The sequence below is a fragment of the Escherichia sp. WS2035 genome, from assembly GCF_046487065.1.
Taxonomy (GTDB): domain Bacteria; phylum Pseudomonadota; class Gammaproteobacteria; order Enterobacterales; family Enterobacteriaceae; genus Escherichia; species Escherichia coli.
The window spans coordinates 1-16,805 of the sequence record NZ_JBJQKD010000007.1 but is presented as its reverse complement, the minus strand read 5'-3'; the positions used below and the strand labels follow the sequence as shown (position 1 = coordinate 16,805).

The 16,805-nt window shown below is 43.4% G+C and carries 23 protein-coding genes and 5 pseudogenes; 13 read left to right on the top strand and 15 right to left on the bottom strand.

Annotation, left to right across the window (positions count from 1 at the left end; genetic code table 11):
* The first annotated feature begins 1 nt into the window (after position 1).
* A complete protein-coding gene (minD, locus tag ACJHX4_RS13070; protein WP_000101055.1) occupies positions 2-814 on the top strand; it encodes a septum site-determining protein MinD in 813 nt (270 codons plus the stop codon).
* Between the two features lie 3 nt (positions 815-817).
* On the top strand, positions 818-1,084 hold the full coding sequence (gene minE, locus ACJHX4_RS13065) for a cell division topological specificity factor MinE (RefSeq protein WP_001185665.1): 267 nt from the start codon (positions 818-820) through the stop codon (positions 1,082-1,084).
* A 366-nt stretch (positions 1,085-1,450) separates the two neighbouring features.
* Here the strand turns inward: minE and ACJHX4_RS13060 are convergent.
* From ACJHX4_RS13060 to ACJHX4_RS13050, 3 genes and pseudogenes are all read right to left on the bottom strand, one after another.
* Positions 1,451-1,793, bottom strand: a pseudogene (locus ACJHX4_RS13060) (autotransporter outer membrane beta-barrel domain-containing protein); the annotation flags it as partial.
* A gap of 34 nt (positions 1,794-1,827) precedes the next feature.
* Positions 1,828-1,947 carry a hypothetical protein gene (locus ACJHX4_RS13055; protein WP_001131456.1) on the bottom strand — a complete coding sequence of 40 codons (120 nt, stop codon included), beginning with the start codon at positions 1,945-1,947 and terminating at the stop codon, positions 1,828-1,830.
* Positions 1,908-2,092: pseudogene (locus ACJHX4_RS13050) on the bottom strand (hypothetical protein). Before ACJHX4_RS13050 ends, ACJHX4_RS13055 begins: the two are co-directional and overlap by 40 nt.
* Before the next feature lie 100 nt (positions 2,093-2,192).
* On the opposite strand from ACJHX4_RS13050, the gene ACJHX4_RS13045 reads away from it, so the two are divergent.
* From ACJHX4_RS13045 to ACJHX4_RS13035, 3 genes are read left to right on the top strand one after another with little or no spacing between them, the layout of a single operon-like run.
* Positions 2,193-2,366, top strand: coding sequence for a hypothetical protein (locus ACJHX4_RS13045; protein ID WP_000120100.1), 174 nt, complete (start codon positions 2,193-2,195; stop codon positions 2,364-2,366).
* A 1-nt stretch (position 2,367) separates the two neighbouring features.
* Positions 2,368-2,712 (top strand): YMGG-like glycine zipper-containing protein, encoded by a 345-nt coding sequence (locus ACJHX4_RS13040; protein WP_000726974.1) that lies wholly within the window; start codon positions 2,368-2,370, stop codon positions 2,710-2,712.
* A 3-nt stretch (positions 2,713-2,715) separates the two neighbouring features.
* Positions 2,716-3,051, top strand: a complete 336-nt coding sequence (locus tag ACJHX4_RS13035) for a YmgD family protein (RefSeq protein ID WP_000979977.1) — start codon at positions 2,716-2,718, stop codon at positions 3,049-3,051.
* A 58-nt stretch (positions 3,052-3,109) separates the two neighbouring features.
* On the opposite strand, the pseudogene ACJHX4_RS13030 reads toward ACJHX4_RS13035, so the two are convergent.
* The 10 genes and pseudogenes from ACJHX4_RS13030 to ycgZ form a co-directional block, all read right to left on the bottom strand.
* A pseudogene (locus tag ACJHX4_RS13030) lies at positions 3,110-3,739 on the bottom strand (autotransporter outer membrane beta-barrel domain-containing protein); the annotation flags it as partial.
* A gap of 43 nt (positions 3,740-3,782) precedes the next feature.
* The gene (locus tag ACJHX4_RS13025) at positions 3,783-4,145 is read right to left on the bottom strand and encodes a hypothetical protein (RefSeq protein ID WP_001295988.1); all 363 of its coding nucleotides are present in this window, start codon (positions 4,143-4,145) and stop codon (positions 3,783-3,785) included.
* A gap of 23 nt (positions 4,146-4,168) precedes the next feature.
* Complete coding sequence (locus tag ACJHX4_RS13020; RefSeq protein WP_001295987.1) at positions 4,169-4,432, bottom strand: hypothetical protein; 264 nt, start codon at positions 4,430-4,432, stop codon at positions 4,169-4,171.
* Positions 4,433-4,778: 346 nt separating this feature from the next.
* Positions 4,779-4,931 carry a hypothetical protein gene (locus ACJHX4_RS13015; protein ID WP_001167734.1) on the bottom strand — a complete coding sequence of 51 codons (153 nt, stop codon included), beginning with the start codon at positions 4,929-4,931 and terminating at the stop codon, positions 4,779-4,781.
* A gap of 82 nt (positions 4,932-5,013) precedes the next feature.
* Entirely contained in the window at positions 5,014-5,232 is a 219-nt protein-coding gene (ymgF, locus tag ACJHX4_RS13010; RefSeq protein ID WP_001065862.1) for a cell division-associated protein YmgF, read from the bottom strand.
* A 131-nt stretch (positions 5,233-5,363) separates the two neighbouring features.
* A pseudogene (locus ACJHX4_RS13005) lies at positions 5,364-6,257 on the bottom strand (cyclic diguanylate phosphodiesterase); the annotation flags it as partial.
* A gap of 297 nt (positions 6,258-6,554) precedes the next feature.
* The gene (gene ymgC / locus ACJHX4_RS13000; protein ID WP_001531618.1) at positions 6,555-6,803 is read right to left on the bottom strand and encodes a protein YmgC; all 249 of its coding nucleotides are present in this window, start codon (positions 6,801-6,803) and stop codon (positions 6,555-6,557) included.
* A gap of 112 nt (positions 6,804-6,915) precedes the next feature.
* Positions 6,916-7,182 carry a biofilm/acid-resistance regulator AriR gene (ariR, locus tag ACJHX4_RS12995; protein WP_000888771.1) on the bottom strand — a complete coding sequence of 89 codons (267 nt, stop codon included), beginning with the start codon at positions 7,180-7,182 and terminating at the stop codon, positions 6,916-6,918.
* Between the two features lie 28 nt (positions 7,183-7,210).
* A complete protein-coding gene (locus tag ACJHX4_RS12990) occupies positions 7,211-7,483 on the bottom strand; it encodes a hypothetical protein (RefSeq protein ID WP_000858012.1) in 273 nt (90 codons plus the stop codon).
* Positions 7,484-7,525: 42 nt separating this feature from the next.
* Positions 7,526-7,762, bottom strand: a complete 237-nt coding sequence (gene ycgZ, locus ACJHX4_RS12985) for a regulatory protein YcgZ (protein ID WP_000554153.1) — start codon at positions 7,760-7,762, stop codon at positions 7,526-7,528.
* Between the two features lie 313 nt (positions 7,763-8,075).
* On the opposite strand from ycgZ, the gene bluF reads away from it, so the two are divergent.
* The 4 genes from bluF (at position 8,076) to ACJHX4_RS12965 (ending at position 11,026) form a co-directional block, all read left to right on the top strand.
* Positions 8,076-9,287: a blue light-responsive regulator BluF gene (gene bluF / locus ACJHX4_RS12980; protein WP_001311624.1), complete on the top strand. Its 1,212-nt coding sequence runs from the start codon at positions 8,076-8,078 to the stop codon at positions 9,285-9,287.
* Positions 9,288-9,491: 204 nt separating this feature from the next.
* Positions 9,492-10,223, top strand: coding sequence for a DNA-binding transcriptional repressor BluR (bluR, locus tag ACJHX4_RS12975; protein WP_000332288.1), 732 nt, complete (start codon positions 9,492-9,494; stop codon positions 10,221-10,223).
* A 220-nt stretch (positions 10,224-10,443) separates the two neighbouring features.
* Positions 10,444-10,848 (top strand): DUF1398 domain-containing protein, encoded by a 405-nt coding sequence (locus ACJHX4_RS12970; RefSeq protein WP_000373104.1) that lies wholly within the window; start codon positions 10,444-10,446, stop codon positions 10,846-10,848.
* A 52-nt stretch (positions 10,849-10,900) separates the two neighbouring features.
* A complete protein-coding gene (locus ACJHX4_RS12965) occupies positions 10,901-11,026 on the top strand; it encodes a hypothetical protein (protein ID WP_023146274.1) in 126 nt (41 codons plus the stop codon).
* 83 nt (positions 11,027-11,109) lie between these two features.
* Here ACJHX4_RS12965 and ACJHX4_RS12960 read toward each other — a convergent pair.
* Positions 11,110-11,277 (bottom strand): annotated as a pseudogene (locus ACJHX4_RS12960) (isocitrate/isopropylmalate family dehydrogenase); the annotation flags it as partial.
* Between the two features lie 456 nt (positions 11,278-11,733).
* Positions 11,734-12,504 (bottom strand): hypothetical protein, encoded by a 771-nt coding sequence (locus tag ACJHX4_RS12955; protein ID WP_000567449.1) that lies wholly within the window; start codon positions 12,502-12,504, stop codon positions 11,734-11,736.
* Between the two features lie 686 nt (positions 12,505-13,190).
* Between ACJHX4_RS12955 and sitA the strand changes: the two genes are divergently transcribed.
* Genes sitA through sitD form a run of 4 tightly spaced genes read left to right on the top strand, consistent with a single transcriptional unit; the run spans position 13,191 to position 16,640 of the window.
* Entirely contained in the window at positions 13,191-14,105 is a 915-nt protein-coding gene (sitA, locus tag ACJHX4_RS12950; RefSeq protein ID WP_000555630.1) for an iron/manganese ABC transporter substrate-binding protein SitA, read from the top strand.
* Positions 14,105-14,932: an iron/manganese ABC transporter ATP-binding protein SitB gene (sitB, locus tag ACJHX4_RS12945; protein ID WP_000983716.1), complete on the top strand. Its 828-nt coding sequence runs from the start codon at positions 14,105-14,107 to the stop codon at positions 14,930-14,932. The genes sitA and sitB overlap by 1 nt, the downstream gene beginning before the upstream one ends.
* Positions 14,929-15,786, top strand: a complete 858-nt coding sequence (gene sitC, locus ACJHX4_RS12940) for an iron/manganese ABC transporter permease subunit SitC (protein ID WP_001101732.1) — start codon at positions 14,929-14,931, stop codon at positions 15,784-15,786. The genes sitB and sitC overlap by 4 nt, the downstream gene beginning before the upstream one ends.
* The gene (gene sitD, locus ACJHX4_RS12935) at positions 15,783-16,640 is read left to right on the top strand and encodes an iron/manganese ABC transporter permease subunit SitD (protein WP_000968127.1); all 858 of its coding nucleotides are present in this window, start codon (positions 15,783-15,785) and stop codon (positions 16,638-16,640) included. The genes sitC and sitD overlap by 4 nt, the downstream gene beginning before the upstream one ends.
* Positions 16,641-16,805 lie beyond the last annotated feature (165 nt).

The window sequence follows — 16,805 nt, the reverse complement described above, 5'->3', positions numbered from 1 at the left end:
TATGGCACGCATTATTGTTGTTACTTCGGGCAAAGGGGGGGTTGGTAAGACAACCTCCAGCGCGGCCATCGCCACTGGTTTGGCCCAGAAGGGAAAGAAAACTGTCGTGATAGATTTTGATATCGGCCTGCGTAATCTCGACCTGATTATGGGTTGTGAACGCCGGGTCGTTTACGATTTCGTCAACGTCATTCAGGGCGATGCAACGCTAAACCAGGCGTTAATTAAAGATAAACGTACTGAAAATCTCTATATTCTTCCGGCATCGCAAACTCGCGATAAAGATGCCCTCACCCGTGAAGGGGTCGCCAAAGTTCTTGATGATCTGAAAGCGATGGATTTTGAATTTATCGTTTGTGACTCCCCGGCAGGGATTGAAACCGGTGCGTTAATGGCACTCTATTTTGCAGACGAAGCCATTATTACCACCAACCCGGAAGTCTCCTCAGTACGCGACTCTGACCGTATTTTAGGCATTCTGGCGTCGAAATCACGCCGCGCAGAAAATGGCGAAGAGCCGATTAAAGAGCACCTGCTGTTAACGCGCTATAACCCAGGCCGCGTAAGCAGAGGTGACATGCTGAGCATGGAAGATGTGCTGGAGATCCTGCGCATCAAACTCGTCGGCGTGATCCCAGAGGATCAATCAGTATTGCGCGCCTCTAACCAGGGTGAACCGGTCATTCTCGACATTAACGCCGATGCGGGTAAAGCCTACGCAGATACCGTAGAACGTCTGTTGGGAGAAGAACGTCCTTTCCGCTTCATTGAAGAAGAGAAGAAAGGCTTCCTCAAACGCTTGTTCGGAGGATAAGTTATGGCATTACTCGATTTCTTTCTCTCGCGGAAGAAAAACACAGCCAACATTGCAAAAGAACGGTTGCAGATTATTGTTGCTGAACGCCGTCGCAGCGATGCAGAACCGCATTATCTGCCGCAGTTGCGTAAAGATATTCTTGAGGTCATTTGTAAATACGTACAAATTGATCCTGAGATGGTAACCGTACAGCTTGAGCAAAAAGATGGCGATATTTCTATTCTTGAGCTGAACGTGACCTTACCGGAAGCAGAAGAGCTGAAATAAGCCCCCTGTAAAAGCGCATTTATCTTCAAGGCAGAGTCATCTCTGCCTTGAGTTTTTCATCCCTCTCATCCACGTTGTGGTAAAGCGGCGAGTATTCTTGCTGATACTACTCATTGCTATTTCCCCCCCCTTTACACCTTAAGGCTGTTCCCACGCACAGAACAAAATGTTTACGCCTGGTTGAGTAAATAACCTTATTGTTAGCATGGGTATCCAGGGAGATGATAACCCGCAATTTCATTATTCATTGTTCTCCAATAGGATGAGGTTTCCCGCCGTAACTGGCGGGCTTTTTTTGCCCCAGAATTTTCCCTTTTAGCACCCTGTAAACGAAAACAGCGCCGAAACGCAGTTAATCGTTGATGGTCAGAACGGCCAGTTCACACCGGCCACCGCATTCCACGGGGACTCCACACCGGCACCACGGTTATACCCACCCCGAGATGCCCGCTTAACATACTGCTGAATGAGGCTTTAATACCTGCCTGGTATATTCCACGTCTGCCCGACAAATCATTGACAAAATTACCGTCACTATTCACCTTCACCCGGTTATCATCGACAAATTCTTTGCGCACAGCCGCCTTCAGCCAGGGTTCAATTTCCATACCGTTCCCCAGACGCATGTTGTAGCTCAGCGTTGCGCCCAGTTCACGATATATACTGCGGGTATCGACTGATTTCGATTCCATGCATTGGATAAATGATAGTAGCGTCTAAGTGACCTTAGCTCTGCTGCAACATCAGCCCGCAGGCACCAGACCAGGGGATTCATCCTGAAGAGACAGCGCAAATGTATTGTGTTCACCGCTCATCAAAGACATCATGATGAAATGATGATATCCCGTATAAGAAAGAGGCATTTTTTAAACGCAGTGCGCTGAAGTGTTGTTGGATAAAAAACACTCTTTTCTGATAATACTGTCGTACGCTTATTTTTCGACAATGAGGCCGTCCACAAAATAAAATGACTAATGTAATCGTTGCTAATGAATATCTTCTGCTCACATAACAATCACACAATAATATTGATAAATCAGATTATCTTACCTTTACAACATTGTATTAACAGCCAATGACACTTCTTGAATAAAAATATTGTCAATCAATGAGTTATTTCTCATTTGAGATTATTCTCATTCCCGTAAAAAACATAATTCCTATCATCACAGTCACGCTCATTTTGAATTATCTGAATAATAGCGAGCGTTCTTTAGTTAAGCAGATCTTAATTGAAGACGAAATTATTGTGTGTGCAACTTACTTAATACCGGACAACTAAGTTGAAGAAAAAAATACTCGCCTTCGGGCTTATCTCAGCATTGTTCTGCTCCACGCCAGCAATGGCGGATATGAATCGCACCACGAAAGGTGCATTGCTAGGTGCAGGCGTTGGTTTACTTACTGGCAATGGTGTTAATGGCGTACTGAAAGGTGCAGCTGTTGGCGCTGGTGTTGGTGCAGTAACAGAAAAAGGCCGTGACGGTAAAAATGCGCGTAAAGGTGCAAAAGTGGGTGCCGCCGTTGGTGCTGTCACTGGCGTTCTGACCGGCAATGGCCTCGAAGGGGCGATTAAAGGTGCCGTGATTGGCGGTACGGGTGGTGCAATTCTGGGTAAAATGAAATAAGGAATGATGATGAAAAAATTTGCTTTACTGGCGGGTCTGTTTGTTTTCGCACCAATGACCTGGGCGCAGGACTACAATATTAAGAACGGTTTGCCATCAGAAACCTATATTACTTGCGCAGAAGCCAACGAAATGGCAAAAACTGACAGCGCACAGGTTGCAGAAATTGTTGCGGTAATGGGTAATGCCAGCGTTGCCAGCCGTGATTTAAAAATTGAGCAATCTCCGGAACTGAGCGCCAAAGTGGTAGAAAAACTGAATCAGGTTTGCGCTAAAGATCCGCAAATGCTGTTGATCACGGCAATTGATGACACCATGCGTGCTATCGGCAAAAAATAATATTTCATATGTTACCGCGTCGATGAATTCGACGCGGTTTTTTAGCTAACGGGCGGGATCAGAACTTATATTTCAGGCCCACCATCATTGCGGTGTCATTGTAGCCATTATCACCCAGCTGCACGCCCACATTACCCCAGACGCTGGCCGCCGGATTCAGATTGCCATTTACGCCATGTTTCATTTCCCCCAGATTACGAGCCCCGTCTTGTTCGACTTTCACACCGTTCATTGAGACAGCAAAATCTTTACTGTTATGGATCCCGTTCATTTCAACAAAAGGTTCAAAGTCGTCACCGTGCGGACCGCTGTTTTTCTCCTGAGTACGAATAAAGGTGCGGAAACCAAGTCGGCTCTGGATGTTGTAATTTGCGTCATTCTCAATACGTGAGCCATTGGCTTCCGTGTGCGCATTATGATCGACGCCCATCCAGATGGCCTGTGCCGAGGTCGTTCTCAACTGTCCGTTGCTGTCACGCCAGGCATTATGCCCGCCAATTTGACATAGCCAAAGTTGGCTTGAACGCTCCTGTTCAGTTACAGGATCGATATAGCGCGTTTCACCCGCACGATCGTTCAGACGCGTAACAAAAAGAGTGTTAGCGGCTGCCAGGTTGGCGACGTAACTGCCAGCGTCGGGTCGCAGGACGGGGGTAGGCGTTTCTGTTGATTCTGAAGTGACATTGGAAAAAAATCACTCTCTACCATTGTATATTTTTGCAATGGGGGCTTTAGTGCCATTTGTTGTAATAGAACTTTTTTATATCAATGTTACCTTGTCGAATAGCAACTGCATAACTTCCATCAGCCACAGTTTCAAGTACCACATAATCTAAATTAATATATGCTTTATTCCCATTAGCATAAGTACCATAGCTATTAATACCATTAGTTGTTATGGAACCACCATTCATTTTTAAATCAGCACGGCTAATAACTTCGTAACTGTTAGAATCACAAACTTCATCATCTACAGCATCGACACATGTTCGAGACTCTCCAGGACTTGAACATGCAAGAACTCCTACTGCATTTTCCCCATAGGTAACAATGTTCGTTTTATCTGTGGTTTCAAGACTGGTGTTATTTTCCACAGTCCCAGAATCATTAACCTGACTTAAAAATCCCGCTGAATATGCCCCCTCGTCTCGACTGAATTATCACCATTCATAACGATGGTGCCACCAAATTCACTGACTACTGCGCTGGCTGTTATCCCTCCATTTTCTTTGTCAGATACGCTTCCAGAGGTCTTAATATTGCTATCGCTTATATATAATACTTTGTTTTGGCTATCAACAGAAATACCATAAGATCCATCACCACTAGTCATCACACTGGCATTATTTATATATCCAGTTACACCGTCATCCACTTTCACAGCATGGCTTTCGTCTTAAGTGATTAGATACTCTCCATTACTTGTAGAAGTATTATTTTTGATTTCAATCGGTGATTCTTCATCGGTTATATAGGAAATTACACTATAATTATCCAACAATTGTGTTACCCACCGCCAGAGCAATAAGTCCTAAACTGAACCCGGGGAGTTTTTTCAGTTTCATAGATTAACCATCCATTCATTGGATTAACAAATATTCCTGATAAAATAACCTATGAGTTCAGATCACCAAAACGGAGGGCAAAGATAAAAACAAAAGCACAATAAATTTAAATAGATAAACAGCGACAATATTTAAATGATAAATAAGTCAGCATTATCATTTTTAGCTTATTTTCATGACATTGATCACTTTGGGGTAACTATTTTGTTTAACAAATAACTCTTCGACATCAAAATTATCAACAGTTGCCATAGAAATTATTTCACTGATATATAAAACAACTGTGATAACACCAGGGTTGACAACTATTTGCACAATAATTCCTTTCCTTCAATGATCCAGGGGTTCACTGCCAGCAACCCATTCAGCCGCATACTGACAGTGAGAAACTGAAAGATTAGTGCTGATCCCTGTGGCTGACGAGTCTTTCCCTTAATCGATTAACCAGATTGATCGCCAGCCAAACAAGGGCATTAAGCAAATTTATCGTCACAAGCACTTCTCCCAGCCCGGTGCTGGGTTTTGCAATAAGGATGACCAGGAGAGTGATCAACATAAATGCAATGGAAAAGATGATATAGAGAGTGAAATAATCCAGATTATTACTATTGTTCATGCTACTAATGGCAATCCAGTCAAAACTTTCAAACAATTATAGCAAACAAAAGAATGAACAATAGTAACAAGAGGCAACGAGCTAATTAGCTGTCTATAATTACACCGTACCATGGCCTTACTGATCAATTTTCACTCAACCACAACCTTCACCTTCGGTTTAGAAAGGATAATTTTGACCAGGTCGATGTATGTAACAGGTTTATAGAAATAATAACCCTGCTGAAATGTAATATTATTTTGGTTCAGATAGTCAAGTTGTTCTTTCGTTTCGACACCTTCAGCGACGATACTGATCGAAAGTTTACGCGCCAGATCCAATACACAATCCAGAATTCGGGTTGATTCTGGGTCTGCGTTGACGCGGCCAACGAAACTGTGATCAATTTTTATATAATCAATATGCAGGTCATGCAGATAAGAAAGCCCTGAGTAACCAGTACCGAAATCATCCAGCGCGATGACAAAACCATTTTCATGCAGAATGTTCAACCGCTGAACCAGACTTTCATCAACATTTAATGGTTCACGCTCGGTGACTTCCAGAACAAGGTTTAAATCGCGGCGGGTAAAACTGTCACGGTAATTTAAGCACTCGTCGACAAACGTCGGCGAAACAATATGCGAGGCGCTAAAATTAATCCCAATATGAAAACCTTCCGGCAGTTTACTCGCGATAGCGTTCATCTGGGTGGCAACCTGATTCATCAGGCTTTGCGTAAGCGGAACGATTAATCCGCATTTTTCAGCAAGTGGAATAAATGCCGCAGGTGATATATATCCACCGTGAGGTTGTTTCCAGCGGGCTAACACCTCAACTCCCCGCAATGTCCCTTCCCGACCATTTACCACAGGTTGGTAAAAAGGGACGATCTCCCCATTATTTATAGCCCGTCGCAGGATCTCTTCAGGCGTTGCGCTTTTATTGAAATACCTATCAAGAAGGAAGGCAGCGGCGCAGGCGATTAACAGAATAAATATCAAAATCCCAAAGCCTTTATCGATAAGTCTGTAGAAGCTAAAGAGACGTTCATTCGCTCGCGCTGGGGTCTACAGATAGCATGGTAGAGAGCATCACAAATATCCACGCCGAAGATAAAATTTTCTCCAACTTCATCTAACCTATTAATTATTTAGAACAATGTAGGCAGAATTAAACAAATTAGGCGGGATATCAGGCGTCAAGAATGGAAAACGAGCGCTCTCCATTCCTGTTTGCCCTCTGATATTGCGGATATATTAAGAAAGCATAACGCCTGAAATGCTCACTTTGCATCAGCATAGTGATACAGCTGATGTTTATTCAAAAACCTTACTCAAGTTTTAAGAGAGCACGGATTCCCTGTCATTAATAATGATATCCGTTAGTGTAGTCTTATGCATTTCAATGTACTGCAAGATTTGCAGATAGAGATCAGAAAGAATAACACTGGTCTCATCTTTTAAACGCAACCGTAAAGCATGAGCAATAATATGACTATCAACATATCCATGTGTCATGAACACCTCCTTCTCGAGGTTTTTAAACAAAGCACATTGAAAAATAAATCTCTCTGGGATTGAATTATTCATGTCAGCCTCGCAGGAATAGTGACCCAATAAAATTATGCTATGTATAGTCTAAAGCGACAGACAAAAATAAGATGAATGAGTTTTCTATAAACTTATACTTTATAATTAAAAGTTACATATCATCAGCTGTGTATCGCAACACGATTTCCAGTGTTTTTCTAATCACATCAGCTTTGAGAATATCACTTGTTGTTTCCAGGGAGTGTATCAGACTTAAGATAATATTTTTATTATTAACATTATCACCTGAAAGCATTAAATTGGTCACAGCCTGCCCTAACACAGCTGACTCTTCTTCTAACAAATTACCTGAACTACGAAAGTAACTTGATAACGCTTTATCAGATATTGCATTATGAATAGTAGTATCTTCAAGCATGGTAACCTCTCATCTTACTTATGAAATTTTAATGTATTCTGTTTATTTTCTTACCAGTGAACATATTTTTATTGTCAGCGATCGCTGTTCTTCGGTTTGGCCCTCCTGTATCACTGTTGCTAAAATCACGAATTATGCTGTCAATTAAATCTCGTCGGAAAGTATTTTCCTCAGCCGATTTCATTACGAGTAATTGCTTAATAAGAGTCTGCAACGAAAAATTTATCTTCATGCGCAGTATCTGGAGCACCGCCTGGCCAGTAATTTCATATTTAATACTTTCATTATCAGATGTCTTCATAACGACTTCATAGCTAACCTGTTAAATAATCAGGCTGTTGCATTATTCAAAAAGCAACCCAATTAGTGCATTATAATGTTTCTGTTCCTCTTCCCCTGTCGCTTGTTCCAGTCGGCAAAGAAGTTTGGCACAAAGCGACTTTCGACTCAGATTACGTCCATCTTTCAAAATCTCAGTCACAATTTCCCCGAGAGTTTCCTGCTGAGTAGGCAAGTTAGCTTTTGCAAAGTAACGAGTGATTGCTCCTGCAGAATCTGAAGTCACTGAATTTTGATGCATGCTACGCCTCTGTTAAAAATGTTAATCAATGTTAAGTGAGGTAACAATAGCAAACTTGTACGAAATATGTGTACAGAATGATAAATTAATTTTTCGCAATTAGTGCTAATTCATATAAAACAATGCATTACGATAAAACATATTGCATCATTTAAATGACAACCTATACAGGTTTTTTCACCAAACCGTCTTCAACCTTTTCCACTTTTTATCAATGTAAAGAAACGGTTATGTTTTGGTATTAAAAGAAAGACACAAGAAGATATGTCTGTTACCGTCTTACTCTCGCCTCGCCCATTACCCTGGATTGTTAATGCTTACCACCCTTATTTATCGTAGCCATATACGTGACGCCGAACCTGTCAAAAAAATCGAAGAAATGGTTTCGATAGCAAATCGCAGGAACATGCGGTCTGACGTAACAGGGATCTTACTGTTTAATGGTTCTCATTTTTTCCAGCTTCTGGAAGGTCCGGAAGAACAGGTTCAAATGATATATCGGGCCATATGCCAGGATCCACGGCACTATAATATTGTTGAACTGTTGTGCGATTACGCGCCTGCTCGCCGTTTTGGCAAAGCAGGAATGGAATTATTTGATTTACGCCTGCACGAGCGAGATGACGTTTTACAGGCCGTATTCGACAAAGGCACATCAAAATTTCAGCTAACTTATGATGACAGAGCGCTACAATTTTTTCGTACTTTTGTCCTTGCAACTGAACAATCAACCTATTTCGAGATTCCTGCTGAAGACTCCTGGCTTTTTATCGCTGACGGATCTGATAAAGAACTTGATTCTTGTACCCTTTCATCAAATATAAACGACCACTTTGCCTTTCATCCTATTGTCGACCCTTTATCGCGGCGGATAATCGCTTTTGAAGCCATTGTGCAAAAAAATGAAGACAGCCCGTCAGCTATAGCGGTTGGGCAGCGTAAAGAAGGGGAAATCTACACAGCGGATCTCAAAAGTAAGGCGCTTGCATTCGCGATGGCACACGCACTTAAGCTCGGTGATAAAATGATTTCAATCAATCTATTACCTATGACCCTGGTTAACGAGCCTGACGCAGTCTCTTTTTTACTTGATGAAATAAAGGCCAATGCTCTGGTGCCTGAACAAATCATCGTTGAATTTACTGAAAGTGAAGTCATATCTCGGTTTGATGAGTTTGCCGAAGCGGTTAAATCGCTAAAGGCTGCCGGTATCAGTGTAGCAATTGATCATTTTGGCGCAGGTTTTGCTGGTTTGTTACTCCTGTCACGCTTCCAGCCTGACAGAATTAAAATCAGTCAGGAATTGATTACCAACGTTCATAAAAGCGGACCACGGCAGGCAATTATTCAGGCGATCATGAAATGCTGTACATCACTTGAAATTCAAGTCTCTGCTATGGGCGTGGCAACACCAGAAGAGTGGATGTGGCTTGAATCTGCAGGAATTGAGATGTTTCAGGGAGATCTGTTTTCCAAAGCTAAATTGAATGGTATCCCTTCAGTTGCGTGGCCGGAGAAAAAATAATTTTCAGCACATTATTTCGCATGATTTCTGGAAATCATCGTGAAAATGAATACGTTATGTTTTAATTTAATCCACATTAAAAATAATATTTCATCCAATTTAGCTGAAATCTTATTTATACTTTGTACAATTTTAGCGTATATTGTACAAAGTATTATTGGGTCGTGTAGAGGCGACGGAGATTTATGACCGCAAGGAGGAATTGTGGCTTATTACAGCATTGGTGATGTTGCTGAACGTTGCGGGATTAATCCTGTCACTCTCCGGGCCTGGCAACGCCGCTACGGTTTGTTAAAACCACAACGCAGTGAAGGCGGACACCGACTCTTTGATGAAGAAGACATACAACGCATCGAAGAGATCAAGCGTTGGATAAGTAATGGCGTTCCTGTAGGCAAAGTTAAAGCATTACTGGAAACTACCCGCCAGGATACGCAAGATGACTGGAGCCGCCTGCAAGAAGAGATGATGTCAATTCTTCGTATGGCTAATCCAGCCAAACTACGCGCGCGAATTATTTCACTGGGTCGAGAGTACCCAGTAGATCAATTGATTAATCATGTTTACCTTCCTGTTCGCCAGCGTCTCGTGCTTGATCACAACACCTCCCGCATTATGAGCAGTATGTTTGACGGCGCATTAATTGAATACGCAGCGGCCTCACTTTTCGAAATGCGCCGTAAGCCCGGTAAAGAGGCCATTCTGATGGCGTGGAATGTTGAAGAGAGAGCACGATTGTGGCTGGAAGCATGGCGTTTATCATTGTCAGGATGGCACATTTCTGTTCTTGCTGATCCCATTGAATCGCCGCGCCCGGAACTGTTCCCAACGCAAACATTGATTGTCTGGACAGGCATGGCACCAACGAGAAGGCAAAACGAACTTTTACAACACTGGGGTGAGCAAGGTTATAAAGTCATCTTTCATGCCCCCTAAATTCACCTTTATCCCGCCCCTTAGACAGAATGTTATAATCTGAACCCACAACAGCGTTTGTAGCGGAGCTGGTCCGTTGCAAAATGCTCACCGGGAGAATTCAGGTAATCCCCCTTTGACACTTTGTACATATCACAGCCAAAGGACAGACCAGATTGAAGTGGTAAAACCGATCGTGCACACTACGCAGTCTCACACCTAACAAGAGGTTATTATCCTGATGGATCAGGTCGTTGTTTTTCAAAAGATGTTTGAGCAAGTGAGAAAAGAGCAAAACTTCTCCTGGTTTTATTCAGAATTAAAACATCACCGTATTGCACATTACATTTATTATCTGGCTACGGATAACATCAGAATTATTACTCACGATGACACGGTTTTGTTATTAAGAGGAACCAGGAACCTGTTAAAAGTTAGTACGACCAAGAACCCAGCTAAAATAAAAGAGGCCGCATTGCTTCATATTCGCGGAAAATCTACATTTCGGGAATACTGTTCAACACTGGCAGGCGCAGGCGTTTTCCGGTGGGTTACTGATGTTAATCATAACAAACGCAGTTACTACGCCATTGATAATACGCTTTTATATATTGAAGATGTAGAAAATAATAAACCATTAATCTAGCTAAAGTTGGGAGCTTAAGAAATGCTTCATAATTCAGTAAGGCATTAGCATAATGGAAATAAAAGTGCAGAGACCATCCCTATGGATGATTAATACTGTCTTTTTATTGCTTCCCATAAATAATCACCAGACCAATACGATCAAATTGATATTTGAAATGTGTTCACTTGACTTTTGATACGTTATTTTATAATGGTTAACATATTTATAACAACAACGGGCGTGTTATACGCCCGTTACCGTTTTTAACACATGCAGAAATTACATATTCTTGATGATCGCGTCACCAAACTCTGAACATTTCAGCAGTTTAGCGCCTTCCATCAGACGTTCGAAGTCATAGGTTACGGTCTTCGCATTGATTGCGCCTTCCATACCTTTAACAATCAGGTCTGCGGCTTCAGTCCAACCCATGTGGCGCAGCAGTATATAAAAATTATGTATTCAACTCGCTGATATTTAATCATAAATATTATTTTCTTGTCTTTGTATTAGCCAAAATCAACTTTATTCAACCGTTTGATTTCATTGACGTTCGTTTTTATTTTGGGGAAAGATTTTCTCTACCATTTATATCAAAATTACAAGTCTACATTTTATTAACATCTCAATACATGTGTGGCCTTGCAAGCCATTGCGAGGCCTTATGTGTCTCAGTTTTGTCCCGCCTTGTATTACGACTTGCATAGCCAATGAAGATAAACGTGACGACAAACAAAGCAGCTGTCTTCTTTTCTTTCACACTTTCCCCACTCAGCAGCATGCATACCTTCTACTATAACTGTAGTGAATGTCTATTATGAGCGAACTGCGGACATCGTGGAGACAACATGCTGCTGGGTGCGGATATCCCATGGCACGTCATATCGCTCGCCGTATTACTTGTTATTTTTTTGAAACGAGAAGTTGATACAATTCCTTCAGGGATAAGGCTAATAACTCATTCTTCCTGATGAGATCTTTATCAGCGTCTATACCCTCTGCGCATGATTCATTTAAATAGTTCAGTGTTTCCTGATCATCATCCAAGCATTCATAGCTGCCTGAATAAAATTCATCGCAACTTGCTTTGTTATTTTTGTCAATGTAACCAATGCATTGAATCACGCCTTTAACAACTTTAGCAGCAGAAAAAACAAAGTAACTGCAGTCATTTATATAGCGTTCAATATCAAAAATCATATAAAAATAGTGCATAGAGTGTTTTTCAATTTCAAACTCACTTGAAATCATAGCTATTTCACATTCAAGGTCTTTCAGACCATCTAACATTATGGAAAGTTTACATTGTTTTTCTTGCACAGTTTCATACTTAAATGACTCTCTCCCCTTTGCCCTGACATTTATTCTTTCTTCAATTGCATAAATATAAGCAGGATATACACGCGACCACACTTGGTTTATTTTTAGGATTAACCGGCCTCTTTTCAGCCTTTCTTTTGTAGCTATAAATTCTGCATATAGCGCAGCATCCTCTTCGCACCATACATCAACTTTTCGTTTATAACCCAACTTTAATTCTTTCCCTACGCATTCAGGAAACAAAGGATCAAAGTCCTTTAAGTATTCAAACTCACTTAGATAGAATCCTGTCTCATAACGATTAAATAATTTCCTAAACTCTTTCCCACTTAAGGTTTTCATTGTATCAATCACTCTGTTTTCATAAAAGCAAAGTCAACAAGATAAAACAATAAAAACTCTTACACAACCAGCTGATGTTTTTAAAATAGAGGATAATATAAGACAAGCATAACCTCGTTCACTTCAATGCTACTCCTATCGTTCTTTTGCGTCACAGAGCGCCTGCCGGACAACTGCATCATAGACCAAACGGAACTGCTTCCGTCGATTAATCAGATGGCAGCGCATAAACACGCTCAACAACCCGTTTGACTGCTTCAATTTTAAGCTCTTCGGAATAACGCTTACCGTGTAAGTCTCCCTGCAAAACGAGCTATCAACTTTTAAGGAGTCTCTGGCCCCCCTGCTTCCGCTCCTGGCACACAGCAGCCCTAGAGACAGTGGAGTAAAGTCATGGAGGCTCGGTGGGGGGAGGTGCAAATCCTCCCATACAAAAAATACGAAAATCAGTAACGGCTAGAAATCATTCAATACATGCACTCTCGAAATTGCATCAGCCAACCGCAAAACGTTATTTCAAAGCCTACTAGCTGCCTTACTTTTTTCCTCAATAACGCGTCGCCAGCAGGAAACAACCTAATCCCTGTTTTGGGCCTCAAAGCTGCTAATGATAATCATTTTCATTTTGTATAGGCTGTGCTATAAAACATAGCCGTTGCTATATTTGTTCTAATTTTGCTCACTATAGGTACTAAATTATGCACTCGATAAAAAAAGTAACCATGCTCTTGGGGGGGCTCGCACTCACCTGCTCGATCGCATTTCAGGCAAGTGCAACTGAAAAATTCAAGGTCATTACAACATTTACCATCATCGCGGATATGGCCAAAAACGTGGCGGGAGATGCTGCAGAAGTCTCATCCATAACCAAGCCTGGTGCAGAAATTCATGAGTATCAGCCTACCCCTGGCGATATTAAACGTGCGCAGGGGGCACAACTGATTCTCGCCAATGGTATGAATCTGGAATTGTGGTTCCAACGCTTTTACCAGCATCTCAATGGGGTTCCAGAAGTAATTGTCTCTTCGGGTGTGACGCCTGTAGGGATCACCGAAGGACCCTATGAGGGCAAACCTAACCCCCATGCATGGATGTCGCCAGATAATGCTCTGATTTACGTCGATAATATTCGTGATGCGTTGATAAAATACGATCCGGCAAATGCACAAACCTACCAACGCAATGCCGATACTTATAAAGCCAAGATTACCCAAACCCTTGCCCCCCTGCGTAAGCAGATTACGGAACTCCCTGAGAATCAGCGATGGATGGTCACCAGTGAAGGGGCTTTTTCTTATCTCGCACGCGATTTGGGGCTAAAAGAGCTTTATCTGTGGCCGATTAATGCCGATCAACAAGGAACACCGCAGCAGGTACGTAAGGTTGTTGATATAGTTAAGAAAAATCATATCCCGGCAGTCTTTAGCGAGAGTACGATTTCCGATAAACCAGCGCGTCAGGTTGCGCGTGAAACCGGCGCACACTACGGCGGTGTGCTCTATGTCGATTCCCTGAGCACAGAAAACGGCCCGGTACCGACGTATATCGACCTTCTTAAGGTTACTACCAGTACGCTGGTACAGGGAATTAAAGCTGGGAAAAGGGAGAAATAATGATGCAATCTGCAGGCATTGTCGTTAATGATGTTACTGTCACCTGGCGTAACGGGCACACAGCACTGCGCGATGCATCCTTCACAGTACCAAGTGGATCTATTGCCGCTCTGGTTGGGGTAAACGGTTCCGGAAAATCGACGTTGTTTAAAGCGATTATGGGATTTGTGCGTCTGACCAGCGGAAAGATATCTGTTCTGGGTATTCCCACGCGACAGGCGTTACAGAAAAACCTGGTTGCCTACGTCCCTCAGTCAGAAGATGTTGACTGGTCATTTCCTGTACTGGTGGAAGATGTGGTGATGATGGGCCGCTATGGGCATATGGGTATGTTGCGTATCGCCAAAAAGAGGGATCGTCAAATTGTCACCGATGCGCTGGAACGTGTCGATATGGTGAATTTTCGCCATCGACAAATCGGCGAGCTTTCCGGTGGACAAAAGAAACGCGTCTTTCTGGCGAGAGCGATTGCACAGCAGGGTGATGTGATCCTGCTGGATGAACCTTTTACTGGCGTTGATGTGAAAACCGAAGCCAAAATCATCAGCCTGTTGAGGGAGTTACGCGCGGAAGGCAAAACGATGCTTGTCTCAACACACAATCTCGGATCCGTCACGACATTTTGCGATTATACGGTCATGGTCAAAGGCACCGTCCTGGCAAGCGGGCCGACAGACACCACTTTTACAGCCGAGAACCTAGAGCTGGCTTTTAGCGGCGTACTGCGCCATGTCACACTTAACGGCTCGGAAGAAAGCATTATTACTGACGATGAACGCCCTTTTGTGGCTCATCGACCGTCAGCGGTGCAGAGGGAAGAAAGATGAACGTGCTACTGGAACCCTTCAGCTATGAATATATGCTCAATGCGATGTGGGTCTCGGCGATGGTCGGCGGTCTCTGCGCTTTCCTGTCATGCTATCTGATGCTAAAAGGCTGGTCGCTGATTGGCGATGCGTTGTCGCACTCTATTGTCCCGGGTGTTGCGGGGGCATATATGCTGGGGCTTCCGTTTTCTCTGGGAGCCTTCTTTTCCGGCGGACTGGCTGCGGGCAGCATGCTGTTTCTTAACCAACGCACCCGCTTAAAAGAAGATGCCATCATCGGTCTGATCTTCTCGTCCTTTTTTGGCCTGGGGCTGTTTATGGTGTCATTGAACCCGACATCTGTGAACATTCAGACCATCGTCCTGGGCAATATTCTGGCAATCGATCCGGCGGATATCCTGCAACTCACTATCATTGGCATTCTCTCGATCATCGTGCTTTTTTTCAAATGGAAAGATCTTATGGTGACCTTTTTCGACGAGAATCACGCCCGTGCTATTGGATTGCATCCGGGCAGATTAAAACTCCTCTTCTTCACCCTGCTGTCGGTTTCGACCGTTGCGGCGCTGCAAACGGTTGGTGCCTTTCTGGTGATCTGTCTGGTGGTGACTCCCGGTGCAACAGCATGGTTGTTAACCGATCGTTTTCCCCGCCTGCTCATGATTGCTGTAACTATTGGCAGTGTAACCAGTTTCCTCGGCGCGTGGGTCAGTTACTTTCTGGACGGCGCGACAGGTGGAATCATCGTGGTGGCGCAGACACTGCTGTTTCTTTTAGCATTTGTCTTTGCGCCCACCCATGGGCTTTTGGCAAATCGTCGGCGTGCGCATAAGGCGCTGGAGGATCGCTCATGATGGCATTATTACTGGAGCCACTGCAGTTCACCTTTATGAGTCACGCACTGCTGATTTCACTGGTAGTTTCCATACCCTGTGCGCTGCTGTCGGTCTTTCTGGTCCTGAAAGGTTGGGCACTGATGGGTGACGCGATGAGTCATGCGGTTTTTCCTGGCATCGTGCTTGCCTGGATTCTGGGGTTACCTTTGGCTACAGGGGCATTCGTCGCCGGAGTATTCTGTGCGGTGGCGACGGGATACCTGAAAGACAACAGCCGAATCAAGCAAGATACAGTGATGGGGATTGTTTTTTCTGGCATGTTTGCCGCAGGTCTGATCTTGTATATTGCAGTCAAACCAGACGTACATCTTGACCATATTCTTTTCGGCGACATGCTCGGGATAACCATCGGCGATATAATCCAGACGATGATTATTGCCGGGCTGGTTACACTTGTTATTAGCGTAAAATGGCGGGATTTTTTGCTGTTCAGCTTTGATTATCAACAGGCGCAGGTAAGCGGTTTGCATACGAGATGGCTGCATTATGGGCTGCTGTGCATGGTCTCTCTGACCATTGTGGCGACGCTGAAAGCGGTAGGTATCATTCTCTCCATTTCTCTGCTCATTGCGCCTGGCGCCATTGCGGTACTCCTGACACAACGCTTTCATATTGCGCTCCTACTGGCGACTGGCATATCGGTAATAGTGTCAATGACTGGTGTCTGGTTGTCCTTTTTTATCGACAGCGCACCAGCTCCGACGATTGTCGTCTTATTCGCGGTTTTGTTCATCATGACGTTTGCCGTTACCAGCATCAACGCACGCAAAAAGGGAAACTCCCATACACAGGATCTGTTATCACCCAATTAGCACAACATCCGAGGACAGCAACACCCGATACTTTTTCCTGGCTTCCAGCAACGGGGTTTCTTCCTCCGTTGCATATACAGCTCACCTTTTTTCACCCACGATTAACCAACAGCCAGACCAGCAGACACGCCACCACCGGCACAGCAAAATCCATCAGGCTTGCCA